Here is a 23,720-nt window from a genome sequence, read left to right as displayed (position 1 = left end):
CCCTATGTTGAAATTGTATATTTGCCACCGTTAAGAAAATTTTACAAATGAAATTATCAAATTTTAATTTTGAATTGCCAAAAGAATTATTGGCAGAATATCCTTCAGAGCATAGAGATGAAGCACGATTAATGGTATTGCACCGTGACACACAAAAAATCGAGCATAAACTATTTAAAGATTTAATCGATTATTTTGATGAAGGAGATGTAATGATGTTGAACAATACGAAAGTTTTTCCAGCTCGTATGTACGGGAACAAGGAAAAAACAGGAGCCCGTATTGAAGTATTTTTATTACGTGAATTAAATGCTGAAAATCGTTTGTGGGATGTATTAGTAGATCCAGCAAGAAAAATAAGAATAGGTAATAAATTATTCTTTGGAGACGATGAAAGTTTAGTAGCCGAAGTTATTGACAATACTACTTCACGAGGTAGAACATTACGTTTCTTATTTGATGGACCTTACGATGAATTTAGAAAAAAATTAATTGAGTTAGGAGAAACTCCATTACCAAAATACATAAAACGTGAGGTAGAGCCAGAAGATGAAGATCGTTACCAAACTATTTTTGCTAAGCACGAAGGAGCAGTAGCAGCGCCAACAGCAGGATTGCACTTCTCTAAGCACTTAATGAAACGATTAGAAATTAAGGGAGTAGATTTTGCTGAAACAACATTGCATGTAGGTTTAGGTACATTTAATCCAGTTGAGGTTGAAGATTTATCTAAGCACAAAATGGATTCTGAGCAAATTATTATCCCACAAGCTAGTGCAGATATTGTAAATAATGCTATAGCTAACAAAAAAAGAGTATGTGCAATTGGAACTACTGTAATGAGAACTATAGAATCATCTGTTTCTTCAAGCAATCAATTAAACGCTTTTGAAGGATGGACGAATAAGTTTATTTTTCCTCCTTATGATTTTAGTATAGCTAACTCTATGGTAACGAATTTTCATACGCCTAAATCTACATTGTTAATGATGGTTTCTGCATTTGCAGGGCACGATTTTATTATGGAAGCATACCATGAAGCAATTAAAGAAAAATATAAATTTTACTCGTACGGAGATGCGATGTTAATTTTATAAAACAGTTTTTAAACCATTTACAAAACCTCACAAGTTACTTGTGAGGTTTTGTGTATTTTTGTACCTAATGATGATAGTAAAGAAAAAAGACATACGTGCATTAACCAAAGAACAACTCCGTGACTTTTTTGTTGAAAACGGAGATAAAGCCTTTCGAGGTAACCAAGTATATGAATGGTTATGGCATAAAGCAGCACATTCGTTTGATGATATGACAAGTTTATCTAAAGTAACAAGAAAAATGCTTGATGAGAACTTTGTAATCAATCATATTGAAGTTGATACAATGCAGCGTAGTAATGATGGTACTATAAAAAATGCAATTAAACTTCATGACGGATTAATTGTAGAGTCAGTTTTAATTCCTACAGAAAAACGTACTACAGCTTGTGTATCTAGTCAAGTAGGATGTAGTTTAGATTGTAAATTTTGTGCAACAGCTCGTTTAAAACGTATGCGTAATTTAAATGCGGATGAAATTTACGATCAAGTCGTAGCAATTGATAAACAAAGTAGGTTATACCATAATCATAAATTGTCAAATATTGTTTTTATGGGAATGGGAGAACCTTTAATGAATTACAACAACGTAATTAAAGCTATTGATAAAATAACTTCAGAAGAAGGCTTGGGAATGGCAGCTCGAAGAATTACCGTATCAACTTCTGGTGTGCCTAAAATGATTAAAAAAATGGCAGATGATGAAGTACGTTTTAATTTAGCAGTTTCATTACACTCCGCTATTGATGAGGTTCGAACATCTATTATGCCATTTAATGCTACTTTTCCATTAAAAGATCTAAGGGAATCTTTGGAGTATTGGTATGAAAAGACTAAACGAAAAATAACGTATGAGTACGTTGTTTGGAATGGAATTAACGATCGAAAAGAAGATATTGATGCCTTGGTGCAATTCTGCAAATATGTTCCGTGTAAGGTTAATTTAATTGAGTACAATCCAATAGATGACGGAGAGTTTCAACAAGCATCAGATAGAGCTTTAAACAATTATATTTCTAATCTTGAAATGAACGATATTGTGGTAAATGTGCGTCGTTCTAGAGGAAAAGATATTGATGCTGCTTGTGGGCAATTAGCTAATAAATCTTAGTACTCTATAAATAGAAAAGCAATGAGAAAAGAAACTAGAATTAAACTTAAGTTAATAATAATTTTATAAAGTCTTAGTTTCTTTAAAAAAGTTAAAACGATAATATCCAGTATACCTAACAAAAATACAAAAGGGAGACCTAAAAAAATGTATGGTAAAATAACTGGATTACCTAAACAAGAGCGTTGATTACCGTCAGAAATGTAGCTTCCTAATAATATTAAACAGGTGCAGGTTATAAGAAAAACAATCGCTCTTATCTTTAAGTGTTTCATATTTTGTTTTTAATCAAAAGTAAACATTTTTTATTCTTATTTTTGTTCACTATATGAAGCCAGTTGAGCAAATAAAACTTCCGATTGTTAAAGAAATGGAACTCTTTGAAACAAAGTTCAAAGATTCGATGTTGTCTAAAGTTCCATTATTAAACAGAATTACCTATTATATCGTCCGCAGAAAAGGAAAGCAAATGCGACCAATGTTTGTGTTTTTGGTAGCAAAAATGGTTTCTAATGGTGGTTTTGATGAACGTACATATCGAGGAGCTTCAGTAGTAGAATTAATCCACACAGCAACATTAGTACATGATGATGTAGTTGACGATAGTAATAGACGTAGAGGTTTTTTCTCAATTAATGCACTTTGGAAGAATAAAATAGCTGTTTTAGTAGGTGATTATTTACTATCCAAAGGATTATTACTCTCTATAGATAATGAAGATTTTGATTTGTTAAAACTGATTTCTATTGCGGTTAGAGAAATGAGTGAAGGGGAGTTATTACAAATTGAAAAAGCTCGCAAACTAGATATTACTGAAGAAGTTTATTTTGAAATTATCCGTCAAAAGACAGCTACGCTAATAGCTGCTTGTTGTGGTATTGGTGCTGCCTCGGTAGGAGCAAATAATAAAACAGTGCAACAGATGCGTAAGTTTGGAGAGTATATTGGTATTGCTTTTCAAATTAAAGATGATTTATTTGATTACACTGAAGACAAAATAGGTAAACCAACAGGAATAGATATCAAAGAACAAAAGATGACACTTCCGTTAATTTATACCTTGAATACTTGTTCTCCAAAAGAAAAATCGTGGTTAATAAATTCCGTTAAGAAGCATAACAAAAACAAAAAACGGGTAAAAGAAGTTATTGCTTTTGTCAAAGAAAATGGGGGATTGGAGTATACTACTGCTAAAATGCACGACTATAAAAATAAGGCATTAGCCATTTTAGACAATTATCCAGACTCAGATTATAAAAATTCCCTACTGCAAATGATTGATTATGTTGTGGAAAGGAAAATATAGGAAGTTAACTTATTTATTACAATTACAAATCTCATTAAACCTCATAATTAAATAACCGTATCCACCACATTTTGACTGAATGTTTATTTTACTAGTTGTTCCATTGTATAAATTGTTTTTAATTAAAAGGCTTAATGCACATGTGTTTTCTAAATCATTTCTTGAGAATATATTAATATCAACTATTTTCTCTACATAACTTAGGTTCTCAAATCCTTCTAGCGTTTTTAATTTAGGGTTGTTTTCAAGCTGTAAACTAAAGTCTCCGCTAGAGGAATAAATAGAATTAAGAGTTTTTAATCCTTTTAAACTGTTTAGATTAGGGTTGTCTCCAATATTTAAATATCCTATTCTAAATATCTTAGGAGCGTTTATATATTCTATACTTTCACAATAGCTTATAACTAAACTTTTTATTTGCATTGTATCATAAAACCCATCAAAAGCTTTTAAAGATTTACAAAAAGAAATATAAATATCACTAGTATTAATTATATTATCGAAATTACCAAGACTAGTTAATTTGGGGCATTGAGTGATAAATAAGGAAGAATGCAAGTTTCCATAAATATTATCTAGACCACTGAGTGATTCTAAATTATTGTTTTGAGCAATATAAAATCTATTTGATTTTGAACCAAAGTTATCATTAGTATGATTTCTTTTAAGGGAGTATAATCCTTCGAAATTCCTTAAATTATTGTTTTCATATATGTTTAGAGAAGATATACTTTTTAGTGATTCTAATCCTTCAAAATTTTGTATTTTTGAATTATACTCTAAGGTTAAATGATTTATTTTTTTTACTTTATTAAGACCCGTAAAATTTTGTAAAGAAGAATTATTCTCAATAATTATTTCAGATACATTCTCTAAATTATTCAATCCATTTAGTGTTTTTAAATTGTTGCACCCAATGATATGAAGTGTTTCAATTTCTTTTATACGGTCTAGTCCATTAAGATTTTCAAATGTATTTTGATTTAATCTTAAGGTTTTTATATATTCTAAACACTTTAATGAGGATAAATCATCAGATTTACTAATACTTAAAGTATTATTTATTTTAGTATATCCTAGAGTTGAAAAATTCTCTAGATCTATTTGGTTTTCAATGTGAAAACTTTCTTCAGTAGGAGAATTGGTGTTCGATGAACAAACATCTTTTGTTATTTCATCAGTGTTATTAGATGAGCATTTTGAAAATAAGAAAATTAGAATAGTTAGATTTAGGATCTTTTTCATTTGAAAAAAGTAAAAATTAAATACAATTTTTAATACTACAAAAATAGTAAAAAACCTCGAGAAAAATTCTCGAGGTTTTTTACTATCTAGGTGTCGAGCTTCTCGACTTACATCATTCCTGGCATTCCACCACCCATTGGAGGCATTCCACCACCTGCAGGAGCATCTTCTTTAATGTCAACCAAAGCACACTCAGTAGTTAAGATCATTCCAGCAACAGAAGCAGCGTTTTCTAAAGCTACACGAGTTACTTTCTTAGGATCGATAATACCAGTCTCTAACATATCTACATATTTTTCAGATTTAGCATCATATCCAAAGTCTTTTTTACCTTCTAATACCTTGTTAATTACAACAGAACCTTCACCACCAGCATTTTCAACAATCGTACGTAATGGAGATTCAATAGCTCTATTCACAATTTGAATACCTGTAGTTTCGTCTAAATTTTCTGTAGTAATAGTTTCTAATACCTTTTTAGCACGTACTAAAGCAACACCACCACCGGCAACAATTCCTTCTTCTACAGCAGCTCTTGTAGCATGTAAAGCATCATCAACACGGTCTTTCTTTTCTTTCATTTCTACTTCAGAAGCAGCACCAACATATAATACAGCAACACCACCAGCTAACTTCGCTAAACGTTCTTGTAATTTCTCACGATCGTAGTCAGAAGTAGTAGTTTCAATTTGTGTTTTAATTTGGTTTACGCGAGCCTTAATTTGTTCTTCATCACCAGATCCGTTTACGATAGTTGTATTGTCTTTATCAATAGTTACTGTCTCAGCAGTTCCTAATAAATCTAAAGTAGCATTCTCTAAAGAGAAACCTCTTTCTTCAGAAATTACAGTACCACCAGTTAAAATAGCGATGTCTTCTAACATTGCTTTTCTTCTGTCTCCGAATCCTGGAGCCTTAACAGCAGCAATTTTTAATCCACCACGTAACTTGTTTACTACTAAAGTAGCCAATGCTTGTCCATCAACATCTTCAGCAATGATTAATAAAGGTCTTCCTGATTGAGCAACTGGCTCTAAAATAGGTAAGATTTCTTGTAAGTTAGAAATCTTTTTATCAAATAATAAAATATATGGATTTTCTAAATCAGCAATCATTTTATCAGCATCTGTAACGAAGTATGGAGATAAGTATCCACGGTCAAACTGCATTCCTTCAACAACATCAACATAAGTGTCAGTCCCTTTAGCTTCTTCTACAGTAATTACTCCTTCTTTACCAACTTTTTCAAAAGCTTCAGCAATTAAGTTACCAATTATAGCATCGTTGTTAGAAGAGATTGCAGCTACTTGCTTGATTTTCTCTGATGAATCACCAACCTCTTTAGATTGTTTAGCTAAATCTTCAGTAATAGCAGCTACAGCTTTATCAATACCACGTTTTAAATCCATGGGATTAGCACCCGCAGCTACGTTTTTTAAACCTTCTTTTACGATAGCTTGTGCTAATACTGTAGCAGTAGTAGTACCATCACCTGCTAAATCGTTAGTTTTAGAAGCTACTTCTTTTACCATTTGAGCTCCCATGTTTTCTAACTCATCTTCTAGTTCTACTTCTTTAGCTACAGAAACTCCATCTTTAGTTACATGAGGAGCTCCGAAAGATTTAGAAATAATAACGTTACGTCCTTTAGGTCCTAAAGTTACTTTTACTGCATTCGCTAATGCATCTACCCCGCGTTTTAATCCATCGCGAGCGTCTACATCAAATTTTATATCTTTTGCCATGTTTGTCTAAGTTTTTTGCCGTTAGCATATAGCTGTTGGCTTGGTTTTAAATTTTTTGTTTAATAGGCTAATAGCGAAAAGCTAATAGCAAAGAAATTTTAGATAATAGCGAAAATGTCGCTTTCTCTCATAATTAAATAATCTTTTCCTTCTAATTTAAGCTCTGTACCAGCGTACTTTCCGTATAAAACAGTATCACCAACTTTTACAGTTAAAGGCTCATCTTTTGTTCCGTTCCCTACGGCTACGACAGTACCTTTTTGTGGTTTTTCCTTTGCGTTGTCAGGGATGATGATTCCTGATGCTGTAGTAGTTTCTGCTGCAGCTGGTTCAACAAGAACTCTGTCTGCTAAAGGTTTAATGTTTAATCCCATTTTATATATTTTGATTGATTAAATTAATTTTACTGGTAGTATTTTGTCAGAAATTATGCCATTAGATTTTTGCTGACAATTTTTCTAATACATTAGATTAATAAATAAAAAAAATGCCAACGTGTCATTTACGTTGGCATTTTATATTCTATTTTTTGAAAAACTACTGAGCGCTGTCTTTAGCTGTATCTGTTGCTGCTGGTGTAGCAGGAGTTGTTGTAGTTTCAATATTGTTTAAGGTTTCATTTAATTGAGGAGCGTCAGCTGCATTTCCTCTTGGAATAGCGAAGTTTGCTAATAAAATTAAAGCAAACATAGTAATAGCTAATGTCCAAGTAGTTCTGTCTAAAAAGCTATTTGTATTTTGTACACCTCCAATATTTTGAGCTCCACCGCCTCCAAATGATGAAGATAATCCTCCACCTTTAGGATTTTGAACCATTACAATTAAGATTAATGCTATTGCAACAATCAATATTAAAACTAAAAGTAAAGTATACGTTGTCATCTATTTATTGTTTTGTAAAATTTGTATTCTTTTAATTTGGTCTGCAAAGAAACCACTTTTTTCTGGATATTTCAAACTTAATATTTTATAAGCTTGAATAGCACTGTCGTATTTCTTTTGTTCTAAATATACTTTAGCTAAAGTTTCAGTAGCTAATTGGTTGTTCTGTTGATTTTCGGATATTTTTATATCCGAAGTATTTGTTTTATTAGGACGAGAAATTTTTGGAGCAGTTTCAATAAAACGATCAATAATAGCTTCATGTTCAGACTTAACAGGCACTTCTTTAGCTTGTTTTTCTGAAATTTTATTATCTAAAGTTCTAACAATAGTTTTTTTAGATGATAGTTGCAACCATTGATTAAAAGAAAAGGTTTCGTTTTGTGTGAAAGAAAGAGGTTTGCCAATAGCTAAATCTTCTTCTATTGCTGAAACTTTTACTTGTTTCCTTTTAGGAAGAATTTTGTCTTTTAAACTAATCTTTTCTTCTTTTATAGGAGCTTCTTTGAAAGCTTCAGAGGTAATAAAATCAAATAAAACAGATCTATCACTGGTGTGAGCTGCCGTTATTTTTAACTCGTTGTTGTATTTATAACTTTCTTGATTTTTTAAAATTTTTAAACGAAGCGCTCTAGCAGATTGAAAAAAAGGATATTCTTGAATAATATCAGTGATGTCTGAAAGATGTTCTTGCGAAATTAATTCAGGCTTTTTTAATAATTGTATGTACGTGTTTTTTTTCAAAATTATCTATCCCCAGTCTCCAACAGAAGCATTAAATATATCTTGTGTAATTCGTTCTAAAATTTCATCTAATGCAGCTTCTAAGACAGTACCAGTTAACTGTTGGTTGGCTCCATAATCGTAGTAAAAAGAAAAACGCTTTTCAAAATTTTTCTTTTCATTTAAGTTGTTAATAAAGTTTACGTTTACAGTAATTGTTAATCGGTTTTGAGCAGCTGTTTGTTGAGCTGTGGCACTCATTGGTGTAATTCGATAATCAACAATTTCACCATAAAAATGTAAATCACCACTAGTGCTAACCAAGGTTAAATTAGTTTGACGTGTAAATAAGTCTTGTAAATCTTGTGTGAATTTTTGACTAAGTATTGGTTCAACTAAAGGTGCTTGGTTAGGAAAAAAATCAACCTGAATTGTTTTTGCATTTCCTGTATCTCCACCAGTAAAAGAGTATGCTCCACAACCAATAATGGTTGTAAAAGTAATAAGTAACGATACTATATAAAGAGTTTTTTTCATTTAAAGTTGAATAATTTTTAAAAGTAAACAATATAACTATTATAAGCCGTATTGTTTTATTTTTCTGTATAAGGTTCTCTCAGATATTCCTAATTCTTTGGCAGCTAATTTACGCTTACCATTGTTTTTTTCGAGAGACTTTTTTATCATTTCTATTTCTTTTTCTTGTAACGATAAACTTTCATCTTCCTCAATGGTTTCCGCATAATCATAATCATTTTGATGAGAAGTTGATTTTGGAATTTGTACTACCTCAATGTTTGAAGCTTCTGATAAATCTTGATCTTGATAAATACGTTCAATTAAACGATGATTGTCTTCTTGTACCTGTTCAGAGTCTCCGTTTTGCATTAAATCTAGCGTTAGCTTTTTTAGATCATTAATGTCATTACGCATATCAAACAAGATTTTATACATGATATCTCGTTCATTAGCAAAATCTGATTGACTTGTAGTTCTGTCACCTACAACAGCAGGTAGATTACTACGGTTTTCAGGCAAATATTGAATTAGTTTTTCAGGGGTAATTAGCCTATCTTCCTCAACTATTGATACTTGTTCGGCAATGTTTTTTAATTGACGAATATTACCAGGGAAATGATAGTTCAATAAAACCTTTACAGCATTCTCATTTAACCTGATGGTAGGCATTCGGTATTTTTGTGCAAAATCGGCAGCAAACTTTCTAAATAATAAATGAATGTCTTCACCACGTTCTCTCAAAGGAGGTAGTGAAATTTCTATAGTACTTAAACGGTAATATAAATCTTCACGAAATTTCTCTTTAGAAATGGCTTCGTGCATATTAACGTTGGTTGCAGCTACAATACGAACATTTGTTTTTTGTACTTGTGAAGATCCTACTTTTATAAATTCTCCATTTTCTAAAACACGTAATAAACGTACTTGCGTGGTTAACGGCAGTTCACCAACTTCATCTAAAAAAATAGTTCCGCCATCAGCCACTTCAAAATAGCCTTTTCGGGTTTGTGTAGCTCCTGTAAAAGCTCCTTTTTCATGTCCAAATAATTCGCTGTCAATTGTTCCTTCAGGAATCGCTCCACAGTTAACTGCAATGTATTTTGCATGTTTTCTGTGTGATAATTGATGAATTATTTTTGGTATACTTTCTTTTCCAACACCACTTTCACCAGTAACTAATACCGAAATATCAGTGGGAGCAACACGAATCGATTTTTCAATAGCACGATTTAGTTGCATATCGTTACCGATAATGCCAAAGCGTTGTTTTATAGCTTGTAAATTTTCCATTTCTTTTTTAGAATAAAGAAAAAAGAGCAGAGAGAAAAGCTTATACCTTTTTCTTTTCTCTTTACACTCTTTTCTATAAATTAATTATTGTCAGAATATCCAACAGCCGTACCTTTTAAGGTAGTAGAAGTACAATCTTCAATTTTTACATTTACAAAATCACCCATTTTGTAGTTTTCTTTAGGGAAAACTACAACAGTGTTTTGTGTATTACGACCTTTCCATTCGTTTTCATTTCTTTTAGAAGTTCCCTCGATTAAAACTTCCTGAATTTTACCCACATGCTCTTTAGCTCTGTATAAACTATGTTCTTGTTGTAGATTAATTATTTCTTGTAAACGACGTTTTTTAATAGTCAAAGGAACATTGTCTTCCATTTTCTTAGCAGCCAAGGTTCCTGGTCTTTCTGAATAAGCAAACATAAACCCGAAGCTATATTTTACATAGTTCATCATGTGTAAAGTGTCAAGATGGTCTTCTTCGGTTTCTCCACAGAACCCCGCAATCATATCTTGACTTAAAGCCATTTCAGGAACAATTTTATAAATATTATCAACTAACTCCATGTACTCTTCACGAGTGTGTTGACGATTCATAGCTTTTAACATATTGTTACTCCCGCTTTGAACAGGTAAATGAATGTACTTACAAATATTTTGGTGTTTTGCCATTACATGAATCACATCTAGCGTCATATCCTGTGGGTTAGACGTAGAAAAACGGAAACGCATTTTTGGGAACTCAGTAGCACACATGTCTAATAATTGAGCAAAATCTACTGCAGAAGCTTGTGCTAATTCAGATGCTTTTTTGAAATCTTTTTTCAATCCACCGCCATACCATAAATAAGAATCAACATTTTGACCTAATAAAGTAATTTCTTTGAAGTTCTTTTCTTGCATACTGCGAATTTCTTCAATAATACTCTTAGGATCACGACTACGTTCACGACCACGAGTAAAAGGAACTACGCAGAATGTACACATATTATCACAACCACGAGTAATTGATACAAATGCAGAAACTCCGTTAGAGTTTAAACGAACAGGAGAAACATCAGCGTACGTTTCTTCCTTTGATAATATTACATTTACAGCATCACGACCTGCGTCAACTTCTTCAATTAAATTAGGTAAGTCACGATAAGCATCAGGACCAACGACTAAATCAACGATTTTTTCTTCCTCTAAAAACTTTTCTTTCAATCGTTCTGCCATACAACCCAGTACACCAACTTTCATCGTTGGATTTACCTTTTTAACAGCATTGTATTTTTGGAGTCTGTTACGAACAGTGGTTTCTGCTTTTTCACGAATAGAGCACGTATTTACCAATACTAAATCAGCATCTTCTAAATTTTGAGTGGTATTAAAACCCTGCTCTGCTAAAATTGACGCCACAATTTCGCTATCGTTCATATTCATTTGGCAACCATAACTTTCTATAAAAAGTTTTTTGTTGTTTCCTTCTTTGTGTTCTGTAACAAGGGCTTTTCCTTGTTTTTTTTCATCAATTACTTTCTCTACGTGTTCCATAAATCCTTAAATCGTACTAAAATAGGCTGCAAAGATACAACCAAAAAGTGTAATTTGTGACAAATTGACATGGATTGTTTTTTTAAGAAAAAGTAAAATTTTGTTAAAAAAGACCCATTAAAAAAAAACTATATACTTTTGCAAACTGAATTACACTTATATTACAAAAGTGTAAAATGAGATAAGAGATATAAGACGTATGGCAAAAAATTTAGTAATAGTTGAGTCACCTGCTAAGGCGAAAACAATAGAAAAGTTTTTAGGAAAGGACTTTCAGGTTGAATCGAGTTTTGGACACATTGCAGACTTACCATCTAAGGAGTTGGGAGTAAATGTAGAAGGAGATTTCAAACCGAAGTATATAGTTTCTACCGATAAAAAAGCGGTAGTAAAAAAACTGAAAGACTTAGCAAAGAAAGCAGAAACTGTTTGGTTAGCATCCGATGAAGACCGCGAGGGAGAAGCTATAGCATGGCACTTAGCGGAACAATTGAAGTTGAAAAATGAAAACACTAAGCGTATTGTTTTTAACTCTATTACTAAAAATGCAATTTTAAAAGCAATTGAAAACCCACGCACAATTAATTACAATCTTGTTGATGCTCAACAAGCAAGACGTGTGTTAGATAGAATTGTAGGATATGAATTATCTCCTGTATTATGGAGAAAAGTAAAACCAGGATTGTCAGCAGGTAGAGTACAATCGGTTGCTGTCCGTTTAATAGTGGAGCGTGAAAGAGAGATAGAAGGTTTTACACCAGTAGCTTCTTATCGTGTTGACGCGGAGTTTGTAAATGAAGAAGGAAAAAAGTTTAAAGCAAAATTAGCAAAGAACTTTTCAACAAAAAAAGAAGCTGAAAATTTCTTAAATTCTTGTTTAGGAGCAGAATTTTCTGTTGCTGATTTACAAAAAAAACCAGCAAAAAAATCTCCAGCACCGCCATTTACTACATCGACGTTGCAACAGGAAGCGTCAAGAAAATTAGGTTTTCCAGTTGCCAAAACTATGATGGTAGCACAACGTTTGTATGAAGCAGGGTTAATAACCTACATGAGAACAGACAGTGTAAACTTATCTGATGATGCAAAAAAAGCTGCTCAAGCAGAAATTATAGCTTCTTATGGTGAAGAATATAGCAAGCCACGTAATTATGCAACTAAGTCTAAAGGAGCACAAGAAGCGCATGAGGCAATTCGTCCGACTAACATGGAGAATCATGAAATTACAGGTGAGTATGATCAAACAAGATTGTATAGCTTAATTTGGAAACGCACATTAGCTTCACAAATGAGTGAAGCTAAGCTAGAACGTACCGTCGTAAAAATAGATAACAATAAGAATAAAAAGCAGTTTACTGCAAATGGAGAGGTAATTACTTTTGAAGGATTTTTAAAAGTATATTTAGAAGGGACAGACAACGAAGAGGAAGAACAGGCAGGAATGTTACCTAAAATGGAAGTAAATGAAGAATTAATAAACGAGTTGATAACAGCAACTGAGCGTTACACACGTCCGCCAGCAAGGTTTTCTGAAGCATCTTTGGTAAAACAATTAGAAGAGTTAGGTATTGGTCGCCCTTCTACGTATGCACCAACCATTTCAACTATTCAAAGAAGGGAGTATATTGAAAAAGGAACTGTAGAAGGAAAAGAAAGAAATTACACTCAATTAAGTTTAGCCAATCAAGAAGTGTCAGAGCAAATTTTAACTGAAAGAGTAGGTTCAGATAAAGGAAAGCTCGTGCCAACAGATATAGGAAATATAGTAAATGATTTCTTAGTAGAAAATTTTGATGCAATTTTAGATTATGGTTTTACAGCTAAAGTAGAAAATGAATTTGATGAAATTGCAGAAGGAAAAGAAGATTGGATAGCAATGATTAAAGACTTTTATAAAAACTTTCATGTTGTTGTAGAAGATGTTGCTGCAAATGCAGAAAGAGCAAAAGGGGAACGTTTATTAGGTGTAGATCCTGAAAGTGGAAAGAATGTGTATGTGCGTTTAGGGCGTTACGGAGCAATGGTGCAGATAGGAGAGGCAACTGATGAAGAGAAACCTCGTTTTGCAAGTTTACAAGGTGACCAAACAATGAATTCAATTACCTATGAAGAGGCAATGGATTTATTTAAGTTGCCAAAAACATTGGGAGACTATGAAGAGAAAGAAGTAGTTGTAGCTAATGGAAGATTTGGTCCTTATATTAAATTTGATGGTAAATATGTATCGTTAGATAAAGGAGAAAATCCAATGTCTGTAGATATGGATAGAGCTATTGAATTGATTGAAGCAAAAAGAAAAGCAGATGCTCCTATTGGAGAATATGAAGGAATGCCAATTCAAAAGGGAGTAGGGCGTTTTGGCCCTTTTATTAAATGGAACTCTATTTTTATCAACGTAAATAAAAAATACGACTTTGATAATTTAAGTCAAACAGATTTAGAAGAATTAATAGAAGATAAAAAAAGAAAAGAGCGTGAAAAGCTAATCCACAATTTTGAAGAGGTTGGTATTCGTGTAGAAAAAGCACGCTGGGGACGTTTTAATGTAATAAAAGGAAAGATAAAGGTAGAACTTCCAAAGACAACAGAGATAGAAAAACTAACACAAGAAGAGGCTGTTAAAATGATTGAAGCAAAAACACCTAAGAAAAAAACAGCTAAAAAGAAAGCAGCCAAAAAAAAATAAAGAAGCTTTCAGAAAAAAAATAGTTTAGTATATTGCGACTCCAAAAATTCCCCTAATAAATGAATATAGACTTCTTTTCCCCTATTGAAGATTCTGTAGCTACTAGTGTAGTTTTACAGCCTTCTTCTGTATTAGGAAGAACTATTCAACTACATACTGTTCAAGATGGTTTTCCAGATTTAACAGAAGTAACTATCGCAATTTTAGGGGTTAAAGATGATAGAGGAGCAGCAGGTAATTTAGGGAGTGGTAAAGAATTACACGAAATTCGTAAACATTTGTATCAATTATTTCCTGGTAACTGGCATACTCGTATAGCAGATCTCGGAAACATAGAGAAAGGAAATACATTAGAAGATACCTACTTTGCTGTTAAATCATCAGTAGCATTTTTACTAAAAAAAAATATACTTCCTGTAATAATTGGGGGAGGACAAGATTTAACTTACGCAAATTATAGAGCTTACGACGAACTAGAGCAAACAGTTAACTTAGTAGTTGTTGATAGTCGGTTTGATCTAGGCTCATTAGAAGAAGAATTAAGCTCTCAATCTTATTTAAGTAGAATTGTAATGGAGGAGCCTAATAATCTGTTTAACTTCAGTAATATAGGGTACCAAACCTACTTTAATTCTCAAGAAGAAATAAATCTATTAGATAAATTATATTTTGAAGCCTACAGATTAGGAGAAGTTAAAAACATAACATTGGTAGAACCAATAATGCGTGACGCAGATGTTGTAAGCGTAGATATAGGCAGTGTACGTCAAAGCGATGCTCCTGCAAATAAAAATGCTTCGCCAAATGGATTTTATGGAGAAGAGTTATGTGCTGTTGCACGTTATGCAGGGATAAGTGATAAGGTAACATCTTTTGGAATATACGAGTACAATAGCCTTTTAGATTTAAATCATCAAACAGCAAAATTAATAGCTCAAGTAATTTGGTATTTCATAGAAGGAGTAAATTCAAGAGCTAAAGATTACCCATTTGTAACCAAAGAAAGTTACCAAAAGTTTACGGTACTTTTAAATGATGATGATCCAATAAACTTTTATAAGAGTGATAAAAGCGGTCGTTGGTGGATGGAAATAAATTTAATATCAAATAATAAACACAAAAGACATGCGTTAATACCATGTAACTATCGAGATTATGAACAAGCATTACAACAAAAAATACCAGAAAGGTGGTATAAGGCTTTGCAAAAGCTTGTTTAAAAGAAAGTTGTATGTTCTGTAAAAAATAATAATTCGTAATTGTTTTTTAATAAAAAAAATAATAGGTTTACGCCTCTTTTATAAGAAAGATTTAATATGAAAAAAATAACAGTACTTGCATTGTTAGCATCTATCATTTACTCTTGTGGTTCAAGTGGTGATAGGGGAGAGTTAGTAGGAGTGAAATCTAAAAGGAAATGGTTTGCTGAAAAACCATATGGTATGGCTAAAATCCCAGGAGGATCTTTCACTATGGGAAAACAAGATGAAGATCCTATGGGGGCTATGAATGCTCCAACTAAAACAGTTACGGTACAACCATTTTACATGGATGAGACTGAAATAACAAATAGTGAGTATAAAGCTTTTGTTCATTGGGTAAGAGATTCCATAACAAGAACTAAATTAGCTTATCAAGCAGAATTTGCTTCTTTAGGAGGAGAGGATGCAGCTAATACAGGTAAAAATGCACAAGGAATACAATTATATGCTTTTGCATCAAAAGATACTGTTAATGAAACTCCGTATGATAAGTACATGCGTGAAAATTATTACGAATTAGGAGAAGGGTTAGATTCACTAAAACCATTAAACTGGGAAGAAGAGTTAATTTGGGATTCACAAGAATATCCTGATGCTGATTATGTAGAGGTGATGGACTCTTTATATATTAGAAAAGATGAGGCCTTAAATGGAATTAGAACATTTAATACAAAATTATTAAACTATAGGTATTATTGGTTTGATAATGAAGCTGCAGCAAGAACAGGTAAGAATAGAAGAGATTTCTTAAAAGACGAAGTTATAAATGTGTATCCAGATACAACAGTATGGATAAAAGACTTTAATTATTCATACAATGATCCAATGCATCAAGAGTATTTTGGGCACAAAGCGTATGAGAATTACCCAGTAGTAGGGGTAACATGGAATCAAGCAAAAGCATTCTGTCATTGGAGAACCCAAACAAAAAATAATTTTCAAAGATCTAGAAAGAAGTTAGGTTTAGTGCCTGCTTTCAGATTGCCTACAGAAGCAGAGTGGGAATACGCAGCACGTGGAGGATTAGATTATGGTAAATATCCTTGGGGAGGACCTAGTACAACGAGTGATAGAGGATGTTTTTTAGCAAACTTTAAACCAGTTCGTGGAGATTATGCAGCTGATGGAGCCCTTTACACAGTTGAAGCAATGTCTTATAATCCTAATGAGTATGGATTGTTTAATATGGCAGGTAATGTTTCAGAATGGACAAATACAGCTTACAATCAAATGTCTTATTATATGGGATCTACCATGAACCCTAACGTTGAAATAAAAGAAAATAGAAGAAAAATAATACGTGGAGGATCTTGGAAAGATGTAGCATATTTCTTAGAGGTAAGTTCTCGTGATTGGGAATACGCTGATACCGCAAGAAGTTATATCGGATTTAGAACCGTACAAGATTATTTAGGTACCAATAAAAGTAATTAAACAAGAAAACAAGAATAAATATTAATCCCCAAATTTTAAAAATCAAGAATTATGGCACAATCAAAATCAACTAAAAAAATGTTCAACATGGCTTACGGTTTAGGAGCCGCAGTAGTTATTATTGGAGCATTATTTAAAATTTTACACTGGCCTTTTGGAAATGAAGTATTAATGGTAGGTATGATTGTTGAAGCAGCAGTTTTCGCATTGTCAGCGTTTGAAGCAGTTGAAGACGATTTAGATTGGACAAAAGTATACCCAGAGTTAGCAGATGGACAATCATCAGGTAGCAAAAGAGATAAAAAAGTTTCTGCTTCACCAGAAGAAGCACAAAGCATGTTATCTCAAAAATTAGACAATATACTAAGTGAAGCTAAATTAGATGCTCAATTAGTATCTCGTTTAGGAGACAGTATTAAAAGCTTTCAAGGAGCAGTAGAGCCATTAGCTTCAGCTTCTCAATCAATTTCAGCTACTAATAGTTACAATGAGCAAATGTCTAGAGCAGCAGCTCAAATGGAATCATTAAATAGTTTATACCAAACTCAAGTAGAAAATGCTAGTAAACAAGCCGATTTAAACTCAGCTATGGTAGAGAACTCTCAACGTTTACAAGAGCAAATGCAATCGTTAGCAACAAACCTATCTTCATTAAATGGAGTATATGGAGGAATGTTAACTGCAATGTCTAACAAATAATTAATTAGTTTAATCTAATTTATTAACTAAACAAACTAATTAATATGGCAGGAGGACAACTATCACCAAGGCAGAAGATGATTAACCTTATGTACTTAGTGTTTATTGCAATGTTAGCAATGAACATGAGTAAGGAAGTATTATCTGCCTTTGGATTAATGAATGAAAAGTTAACAGTAGCTAACCAAAAAGCAACAGAGAAAAATAAAACAGCTTACGAAACGTTAGCTCAAAAGGCAGCAGAACAAGCTAAGCAATACGGTGAAGCTAAGGAGAAAACAGATAAGTTAAAAGTAGCAGCTGATGAATTATATGCTTACGTAGGAGATTTAAAGAGCCAAATGACTGGTGATTTAGAAGATAAAAAAGCATATGAAACAATGGATAAGTCTAAATTTTTAGATGAATTGTTCTTTAAAGGAGGTAAAATATCAAAAAAAGGACAAGAATTTGTTGCTAAGATAGATGCTTTCAGAAATGATGCTGTTGCTGCTTTAGAAGGTACAGAAGTAGCAGATGTAATAGCCGCTCGTTTTAATACAAGTAAAGTAGAAAATAAAGACGGTAAAAAAATTGACTGGTTAAAATATCATTTTGAAGGTTTCCCTTTAATTGCATCTTTAACTAAGTTAACTCAAATCCAAGCAGACATTAAAGCTACAGAATCTGATGCTTTAACAGCTTTATTACAAGGAGAATTACAAAGTGCTGTATCTATGACCAAATATGAAGCAATGGTTGTTTTTGATAAGAGTGCTTATTATCCTGGAGAAAACTTATCAGGTAGAATTGTATTAGGAAAAAAAGATCCTAATTTAACTGCAGAGAAAGTTATTATTAATGATAAAGAAGTTGAGCAAGAAAAAATTCAAGCAGGACAAGTTATTCTAGACGGTCCAGCAGGTAATGTAGGAGATAAGGAATTAAAAGGAGAGTTCCAATTTAAAGAAGGAGATTCTATTGTAAAAATAGATATTAAAGGAGCTTATGCTGTTATTCCTAGACCAAATGAAGCTCTAGTTTCTGCAGATAAAATGAATGTAGTATACCGTGGTTTAGCTAACCCGTTAACTATTTCTATTCCAGGAGTACCAGGAAATAAAGTTTCTGCAAAAGCTCCAGGGTTGAAAAGAGTTAGAGGAGACAAGTATACTATGTATCCAGGTAAAGGTAGTGAGGTAAACATCGTAGTTACAGGAACTCCAACGGGTGCATCAAAAGGTGTGCGTTCTGTTAAGAAATTTAGAATTAAAGACATACCACCAGCAGTAGGTATGGTTAGAGGTCAATATGGTACCGTAAAAATGCCAAAAGCTAGTTTAGGAAGAATAAGCGTAGCTGCAGGATTACCAGACTTCTTATTCGATTTAAAACTAAACGTATCTAGCTTTAAGGTTAAAGTACCAGGACAAGTAGCGATACCTGTAAGTGGTAGAGGTTTAAACTCTAGAGCTAAAGCAGCTATTAGTAAGGCTAGAAGAAATGATGTAATTACAATTTTTGATATCAAAGCATCAGTATCAGGTTCTAACTATAAAATTAAAAAAGTATTACCTGTTAGCGTAGAAATTACAAATTAATAAGTAAAAAATAAGAAAGTATGAATTGGAAGCGTTTTTATATGGTTTTATTCGCATTTGCTGCGACAAGCTATGCAAGTGCACAAGCTAACCTTTTAAATGCTAAAAAGGTAGATGAAATTGGATTTAAATCTGAAGCTCAAATAGCTTCAGAAGATGACAAACCACTTCCTTATGGCTACATTAGTGATAGAGATGTGTTATGGTCTAAGGTGGTGTGGGAATATGTAGATTTAAACCAGAAAATAAATCTACCTTATTATTACCCAATTGATACTATGAATGCAGGTCTTACAAGACGTTCTTTATTTGATACCTTATTAAAAGGTATTAAAAATGGTGAAATAACAGAGGTCTATAACGACTCTTATTTTACTACTAAAATAGGAATGGAAGAAGTTAATATGATGACGTTTAATGAACGTCAAAATGGAGACTATGTGGATCCTTATTATGTACAGTCTCAAGACATTAAGGGGTTTAAGTTAAAAGGTATTTGGTATTTTGACAAACGCCAAGGTGAGTTAAAATATCGTTTATTAGCCTTAGCACCTATGGGACCAGATGTACAGGTAATGGGAGTTGAAGAAATTGACGATAGTGAAAATGTGTATGAACTATTTTGGGTGTTTTTCCCAGATGCCCGTGAAACATTACACAATTCAAAAGTATTCAACCCAGAAAATTCAGCACAACCACTTTCTTATGACAACTTGTTAAATGCAAGACGTTTTAACTCAACCATTTTAAGAGAAGAAAACATTTATGGAGATAGATCTATAAAAGATTATGTTCGTGGTAATTCTTTATTTCAATTGTTAGAAGCAAATAGAATTAAAGAAGGTATTCGTAATAGAGAAATGGATATGTGGAATTATTAATATTCCTTTTCAGTATAAACAAAAAAGAGCTTGCATTGCAAGCTCTTTTTTATTACAATAGTAGTACTTTTGAATTATGAATAAAGAGGTAGATTATATCATCGTTGGCTTAGGGTTATCAGGAATAGCCTTTACAGAACAATTAATTAAAAACAATAAAAGTTTTATTGTTTTTGAAAATACTTCACAAGTATCTTCAGTAGTTGCTGGTGGAGTATACAATCCTGTAATCTTAAAACGATTTACGCCAGTTTGGAATGGACATGAACAACTAGAAAAGGCAATCCCTTTTTATGAAGAACTAGAAGAAAAGTTACAACTTACCTTAGATTATAAATTTACTACTAAAAAAGTATTTTCAAGTGTAGGAGATGAAAACAATTGGTTCATTGCATCAGATAAACCAATGTTGTCTTACTATATGAATCCAAAAATATCAAAAAAAAAAATAAAAGGAATTATAGGTAATTATGGATTTGGAGAATTAAAAGGAACAGGAAGAATTGATACCCCTTTATTAGTAAAGTCTTATAAAGAGTATATAAAATCATTAAAAAGTCTCCTAGAACAAGCCTTTGACTATTCAAAAGTTACTATTCAAGAAGATAAAGTAAGTTATGATAATATTACAGCAAAAAGAATTGTGTTTAGTGAAGGATTTGGTTTAAAGAAAAATCCATTTTTTAATTATTTGCCTTTAAATGGAACGAAAGGAGAAACGATAACAATTCATGCTCCCGAACTAAAAATAGATTTTTTATTAAAAGGCAGTGTATTTATAATGCCGTTAGGTGACGATACATACAAAGTAGGAGCTACTTTTAATTGGACAGATAAAACATCAGTTCCAACAGAAGAAGGAAGAAAAGAGTTGGAAGAAAAATTACAAAAGATAATATCAGTTCCATATACAGTAATTGAACAATCAGCAGGAATACGTCCTACAGTAAAAGATAGAAGGCCTTTAGTAGGAAAACATCCAGAATATCAAAAATTAGCTATTTTAAACGGCTTAGGAACACGTGGTGTAATGATTGCCCCAACTGTTGCAGAAAACTTATATAATCATCTCGAAAAGGGTGAAGAGTTGGATAAAGAAATAAATATAAAAAGGTTCGTTGAATAACGAACCTTTTTATATTGTTATATTTTAAGAAATAATAAACTTATTCCTAGTAGAGTTACTTTTCTGATTGTAATTCTTTGGCGTTCTTTTTATAACCCACAAATAGGTTAATCCAAATAATTCTTGAAAGTCTTAATGTAATAGGTGTTAATATTAAAGAAACAGCTATTATAGCTATGAAACTATGTAAAATAGATAAGCCAATAAAAACTTTAGCAATAATAAAAATAGCAACAAAAAGAGCTACTGCAAGCGCGTAATTTACATACATCGCACCAAAGAAAAAAGAAGGCTCCATCATGTACTTAAAATTACATTGGGGACAATTTTCATGTAAAGTAGTTACTTTTTTAGGGTTGAAGTTAAGTTTGTATTTAAAGAAGTCTCCTTCATGACATCGAGGACATTTACTATTAAAAATACTATACAATTTACTTCCTTTTCCAAACATTTCTTATGGGTATTAAGTTCGATTAACTATTTGCTTTTTGTAAGTTTGTACAAATTTCAACAAAAATAAAACTATCGTTTGTAACTCTAGTTACAAAACTAAAGTAATTTGCTAAAAATATGTTAAACGTACACGATGTATCAGTTTCATTTATGGGAACAGATTTGTTTTCTGGAATCACTTTTAAATTAATAAAAGGAGACAGAATTGGATTGATTGGAAAAAATGGAGCAGGAAAATCTACCTTATTAAAAGTTTTATCAAAAGATATTGAAAGTAGTGGCGGAACACTGGCATTTGATAAAGATGTACGTATAGGGTTTTTACGACAGGATATTGATTTTGTACATGGAAGAACTATTTTAGAAGAAGCATACCAAGCATTTACTGAAATTAAAGAAATTGAACTAGAGCTTGATGAAATTAATCGTCAACTAGCAGAAAGAACTGATTATGAAAGTGAAGCGTATAATCAATTAATTATTGATTTAAACGAGAAAACTGAACGTTACGAGTTACTTGGTGGATATAACTACCAAGGAGAAACCGAAAAGATTTTACAAGGGTTAGGTTTTCAACGAGAAGATTTTGATAAGTTAACTGATACTTTTTCTGGAGGTTGGCGTATGCGTATTGAACTTGCAAAACTCCTTCTTCAGAATAATGATATTTTATTACTCGATGAGCCCACAAACCACTTAGATATTGAGTCGATTATTTGGTTAGAAAACTTTTTAAAAAACTATGCAGGAGCTATCGTTTTAGTATCGCACGATAAGATGTTTTTAGATAATGTAACCAATCGTACTATAGAAATTTCGTTAGGTCAAATCTACGATTATAAAAAACCGTACTCTGAGTTCCTAAAACTGCGAGCAGAGATTAAAGAAAAGCAGCTGCAAACACAGAAAAATCAACAGAAGGAAATAGAACATACCGAAAAATTAATAGAGAAATTCCGTGCAAAAGCTAGCAAAGCTTCCATGGCACAATCGTTAATTAAAAAGTTAGAAAAAGTAGAACGTATTGAAGTAGACCAAGATGATAATGCGGTAATGAATGTGCGTTTTGCTATATCAAAAGAACCAGGCAAAATTATTGTAGAGGCTGAAAATTTAGCAAAAAGCTATGGAGAAAAAGAGGTGTTAAAAGATGTAAACTTATTAATTGAACGTAATAGTAGAATTGCCTTTGTAGGACAAAACGGACAGGGAAAATCTACCTTGGCCAAAATGATGGTAGGGGAAATTCCGTTTGAAGGAAACTTAAAACTAGGACACAATGTAGAAATAGGTTACTTTGCACAAAATCAGTCAGAAGAATTACCACCAGAGAAAACAGTGTTAGAAATTATGGAAGACGCTGCTACCGATAGTAATAGAATGCGTGTGCGAGATATGTTAGGTTCGTTTTTATTTGGAGGAGAGGCAGTAGATAAAAAAGCAAAAGTACTATCAGGAGGTGAGCGAAATCGTTTGGCATTATGTAAGTTGTTGCTATCGCCATTTAATGTCTTAATAATGGATGAGCCTACCAACCACTTAGATATTGCTTCTAAAAATGTATTAAAAAAAGCATTACAAAACTTTGATGGTACGCTAATTGTCGTATCTCACGACCGTGATTTTTTACAAGGATTAACCACAACGGTTTACGGATTTAAAGACCGTGAAATAAAAGAATATTTAGGAGATATTGATTATTTCTTAGAGCAACACAAAATGGAAAGTTTGCGCGATGCTGAGAAAAGAACCGTAGTTACTAAAGAAAAAGATACTTCTAAAAAAGAAGCCTATCAATTATCAAGAGAGCAAGAAAAAGAATTAAAAAAGTTAAAAAATAAGCTTAATAAAATTGAAACACAAATAGCAAATTTAGAGGCTGAAATAGAAAAAATAGATTTAGAATTAGCACAGAACTACGATGAAGTATCTTCACGTCCTAACTTCTTCGAAAACTACAAAGCAAAAAAGGCGAAAGTTGATGCACTAATGGAAGAATGGGAACAAGTTGAGGAGCAGTTAGTTGATTTTTAATATTAAGAATAAAAGTAAAAACTTGTTTTAATAACGGTGTGTAATAAGCTACTAAAAGAATCTTTTGCCATAGTAAAAAGTAGTAAATATAAAAGTACGTTGGTTTAAAAAA

Annotated in this window: 20 protein-coding genes; 11 read left to right on the top strand and 9 right to left on the bottom strand. The window is 32.3% G+C overall.

Annotated elements, in window-relative coordinates:
- Positions 1-47: 47 nt before the first annotated feature.
- From queA to NH341_RS07275, 3 genes are all read left to right on the top strand, one after another.
- The gene (gene queA / locus NH341_RS07285; protein WP_047788566.1) at positions 48-1,097 is read left to right on the top strand and encodes a tRNA preQ1(34) S-adenosylmethionine ribosyltransferase-isomerase QueA; all 1,050 of its coding nucleotides are present in this window, start codon (positions 48-50) and stop codon (positions 1,095-1,097) included.
- A gap of 70 nt (positions 1,098-1,167) precedes the next feature.
- The gene (gene rlmN / locus NH341_RS07280; RefSeq protein ID WP_172644833.1) at positions 1,168-2,208 is read left to right on the top strand and encodes a 23S rRNA (adenine(2503)-C(2))-methyltransferase RlmN; all 1,041 of its coding nucleotides are present in this window, start codon (positions 1,168-1,170) and stop codon (positions 2,206-2,208) included.
- Between the two features lie 328 nt (positions 2,209-2,536).
- The gene (locus tag NH341_RS07275; RefSeq protein ID WP_159493329.1) at positions 2,537-3,514 is read left to right on the top strand and encodes a polyprenyl synthetase family protein; all 978 of its coding nucleotides are present in this window, start codon (positions 2,537-2,539) and stop codon (positions 3,512-3,514) included.
- A gap of 9 nt (positions 3,515-3,523) precedes the next feature.
- Here NH341_RS07275 and NH341_RS07270 read toward each other — a convergent pair whose 3' ends face one another.
- The 8 genes from NH341_RS07270 to miaB form a co-directional block, all read right to left on the bottom strand.
- Complete coding sequence (locus NH341_RS07270; RefSeq protein ID WP_159613993.1) at positions 3,524-4,759, bottom strand: hypothetical protein; 1,236 nt, start codon at positions 4,757-4,759, stop codon at positions 3,524-3,526.
- A gap of 107 nt (positions 4,760-4,866) precedes the next feature.
- Positions 4,867-6,504 carry a chaperonin GroEL gene (gene groL / locus NH341_RS07265; protein ID WP_253056246.1) on the bottom strand — a complete coding sequence of 546 codons (1,638 nt, stop codon included), beginning with the start codon at positions 6,502-6,504 and terminating at the stop codon, positions 4,867-4,869.
- 98 nt (positions 6,505-6,602) lie between these two features.
- Positions 6,603-6,878, bottom strand: a complete 276-nt coding sequence (gene groES / locus NH341_RS07260) for a co-chaperone GroES (RefSeq protein WP_047788560.1) — start codon at positions 6,876-6,878, stop codon at positions 6,603-6,605.
- A 163-nt stretch (positions 6,879-7,041) separates the two neighbouring features.
- Positions 7,042-7,386: a preprotein translocase subunit SecG gene (secG, locus tag NH341_RS07255; protein WP_047788559.1), complete on the bottom strand. Its 345-nt coding sequence runs from the start codon at positions 7,384-7,386 to the stop codon at positions 7,042-7,044.
- Positions 7,387-8,130, bottom strand: a complete 744-nt coding sequence (locus NH341_RS07250) for a hypothetical protein (RefSeq protein ID WP_239179258.1) — start codon at positions 8,128-8,130, stop codon at positions 7,387-7,389. It abuts the gene before it with no gap.
- A gap of 6 nt (positions 8,131-8,136) precedes the next feature.
- Positions 8,137-8,646 carry an LptE family protein gene (locus tag NH341_RS07245; RefSeq protein ID WP_239179257.1) on the bottom strand — a complete coding sequence of 170 codons (510 nt, stop codon included), beginning with the start codon at positions 8,644-8,646 and terminating at the stop codon, positions 8,137-8,139.
- Between the two features lie 39 nt (positions 8,647-8,685).
- Entirely contained in the window at positions 8,686-9,918 is a 1,233-nt protein-coding gene (locus NH341_RS07240) for a sigma-54-dependent Fis family transcriptional regulator (protein WP_253056244.1), read from the bottom strand.
- A gap of 80 nt (positions 9,919-9,998) precedes the next feature.
- Positions 9,999-11,453, bottom strand: a complete 1,455-nt coding sequence (miaB, locus tag NH341_RS07235; RefSeq protein WP_239179255.1) for a tRNA (N6-isopentenyl adenosine(37)-C2)-methylthiotransferase MiaB — start codon at positions 11,451-11,453, stop codon at positions 9,999-10,001.
- Between the two features lie 199 nt (positions 11,454-11,652).
- On the opposite strand from miaB, the gene topA reads away from it, so the two are divergent.
- The 7 genes from topA to NH341_RS07200 all read left to right on the top strand — a co-directional run bounded on the left by topA (position 11,653) and on the right by NH341_RS07200 (position 21,121).
- The gene (topA, locus tag NH341_RS07230) at positions 11,653-14,139 is read left to right on the top strand and encodes a type I DNA topoisomerase (protein ID WP_253056242.1); all 2,487 of its coding nucleotides are present in this window, start codon (positions 11,653-11,655) and stop codon (positions 14,137-14,139) included.
- Between the two features lie 59 nt (positions 14,140-14,198).
- Positions 14,199-15,359: a formimidoylglutamase gene (locus tag NH341_RS07225; RefSeq protein WP_047788554.1), complete on the top strand. Its 1,161-nt coding sequence runs from the start codon at positions 14,199-14,201 to the stop codon at positions 15,357-15,359.
- 96 nt (positions 15,360-15,455) lie between these two features.
- A complete protein-coding gene (gene gldK, locus NH341_RS07220) occupies positions 15,456-16,835 on the top strand; it encodes a gliding motility lipoprotein GldK (RefSeq protein WP_073181772.1) in 1,380 nt (459 codons plus the stop codon).
- 51 nt (positions 16,836-16,886) lie between these two features.
- Positions 16,887-17,534, top strand: coding sequence for a gliding motility protein GldL (gldL, locus tag NH341_RS07215; protein WP_239179252.1), 648 nt, complete (start codon positions 16,887-16,889; stop codon positions 17,532-17,534).
- A 44-nt stretch (positions 17,535-17,578) separates the two neighbouring features.
- On the top strand, positions 17,579-19,114 hold the full coding sequence (gene gldM / locus NH341_RS07210; protein ID WP_047788551.1) for a gliding motility protein GldM: 1,536 nt from the start codon (positions 17,579-17,581) through the stop codon (positions 19,112-19,114).
- A 20-nt stretch (positions 19,115-19,134) separates the two neighbouring features.
- The gene (gldN, locus tag NH341_RS07205; protein ID WP_082118617.1) at positions 19,135-19,995 is read left to right on the top strand and encodes a gliding motility protein GldN; all 861 of its coding nucleotides are present in this window, start codon (positions 19,135-19,137) and stop codon (positions 19,993-19,995) included.
- Between the two features lie 76 nt (positions 19,996-20,071).
- Positions 20,072-21,121 (top strand): FAD-binding oxidoreductase, encoded by a 1,050-nt coding sequence (locus NH341_RS07200; protein WP_253056240.1) that lies wholly within the window; start codon positions 20,072-20,074, stop codon positions 21,119-21,121.
- A 55-nt stretch (positions 21,122-21,176) separates the two neighbouring features.
- Here the strand turns inward: NH341_RS07200 and NH341_RS07195 are convergent, their stop codons facing one another.
- Positions 21,177-21,572 (bottom strand): DUF983 domain-containing protein, encoded by a 396-nt coding sequence (locus tag NH341_RS07195; RefSeq protein ID WP_253056238.1) that lies wholly within the window; start codon positions 21,570-21,572, stop codon positions 21,177-21,179.
- A 119-nt stretch (positions 21,573-21,691) separates the two neighbouring features.
- On the opposite strand from NH341_RS07195, the gene NH341_RS07190 reads away from it, so the two are divergent.
- Positions 21,692-23,608, top strand: a complete 1,917-nt coding sequence (locus tag NH341_RS07190; protein ID WP_159613983.1) for an ABC-F family ATP-binding cassette domain-containing protein — start codon at positions 21,692-21,694, stop codon at positions 23,606-23,608.
- Positions 23,609-23,720 lie beyond the last annotated feature (112 nt).

The organism is Tenacibaculum sp. XPcli2-G (assembly GCF_024124505.1).
Lineage (GTDB): Bacteria > Bacteroidota > Bacteroidia > Flavobacteriales > Flavobacteriaceae > Polaribacter > Polaribacter mesophilus.
This window is presented reverse-complemented; position numbering and strand designations above follow the sequence as displayed.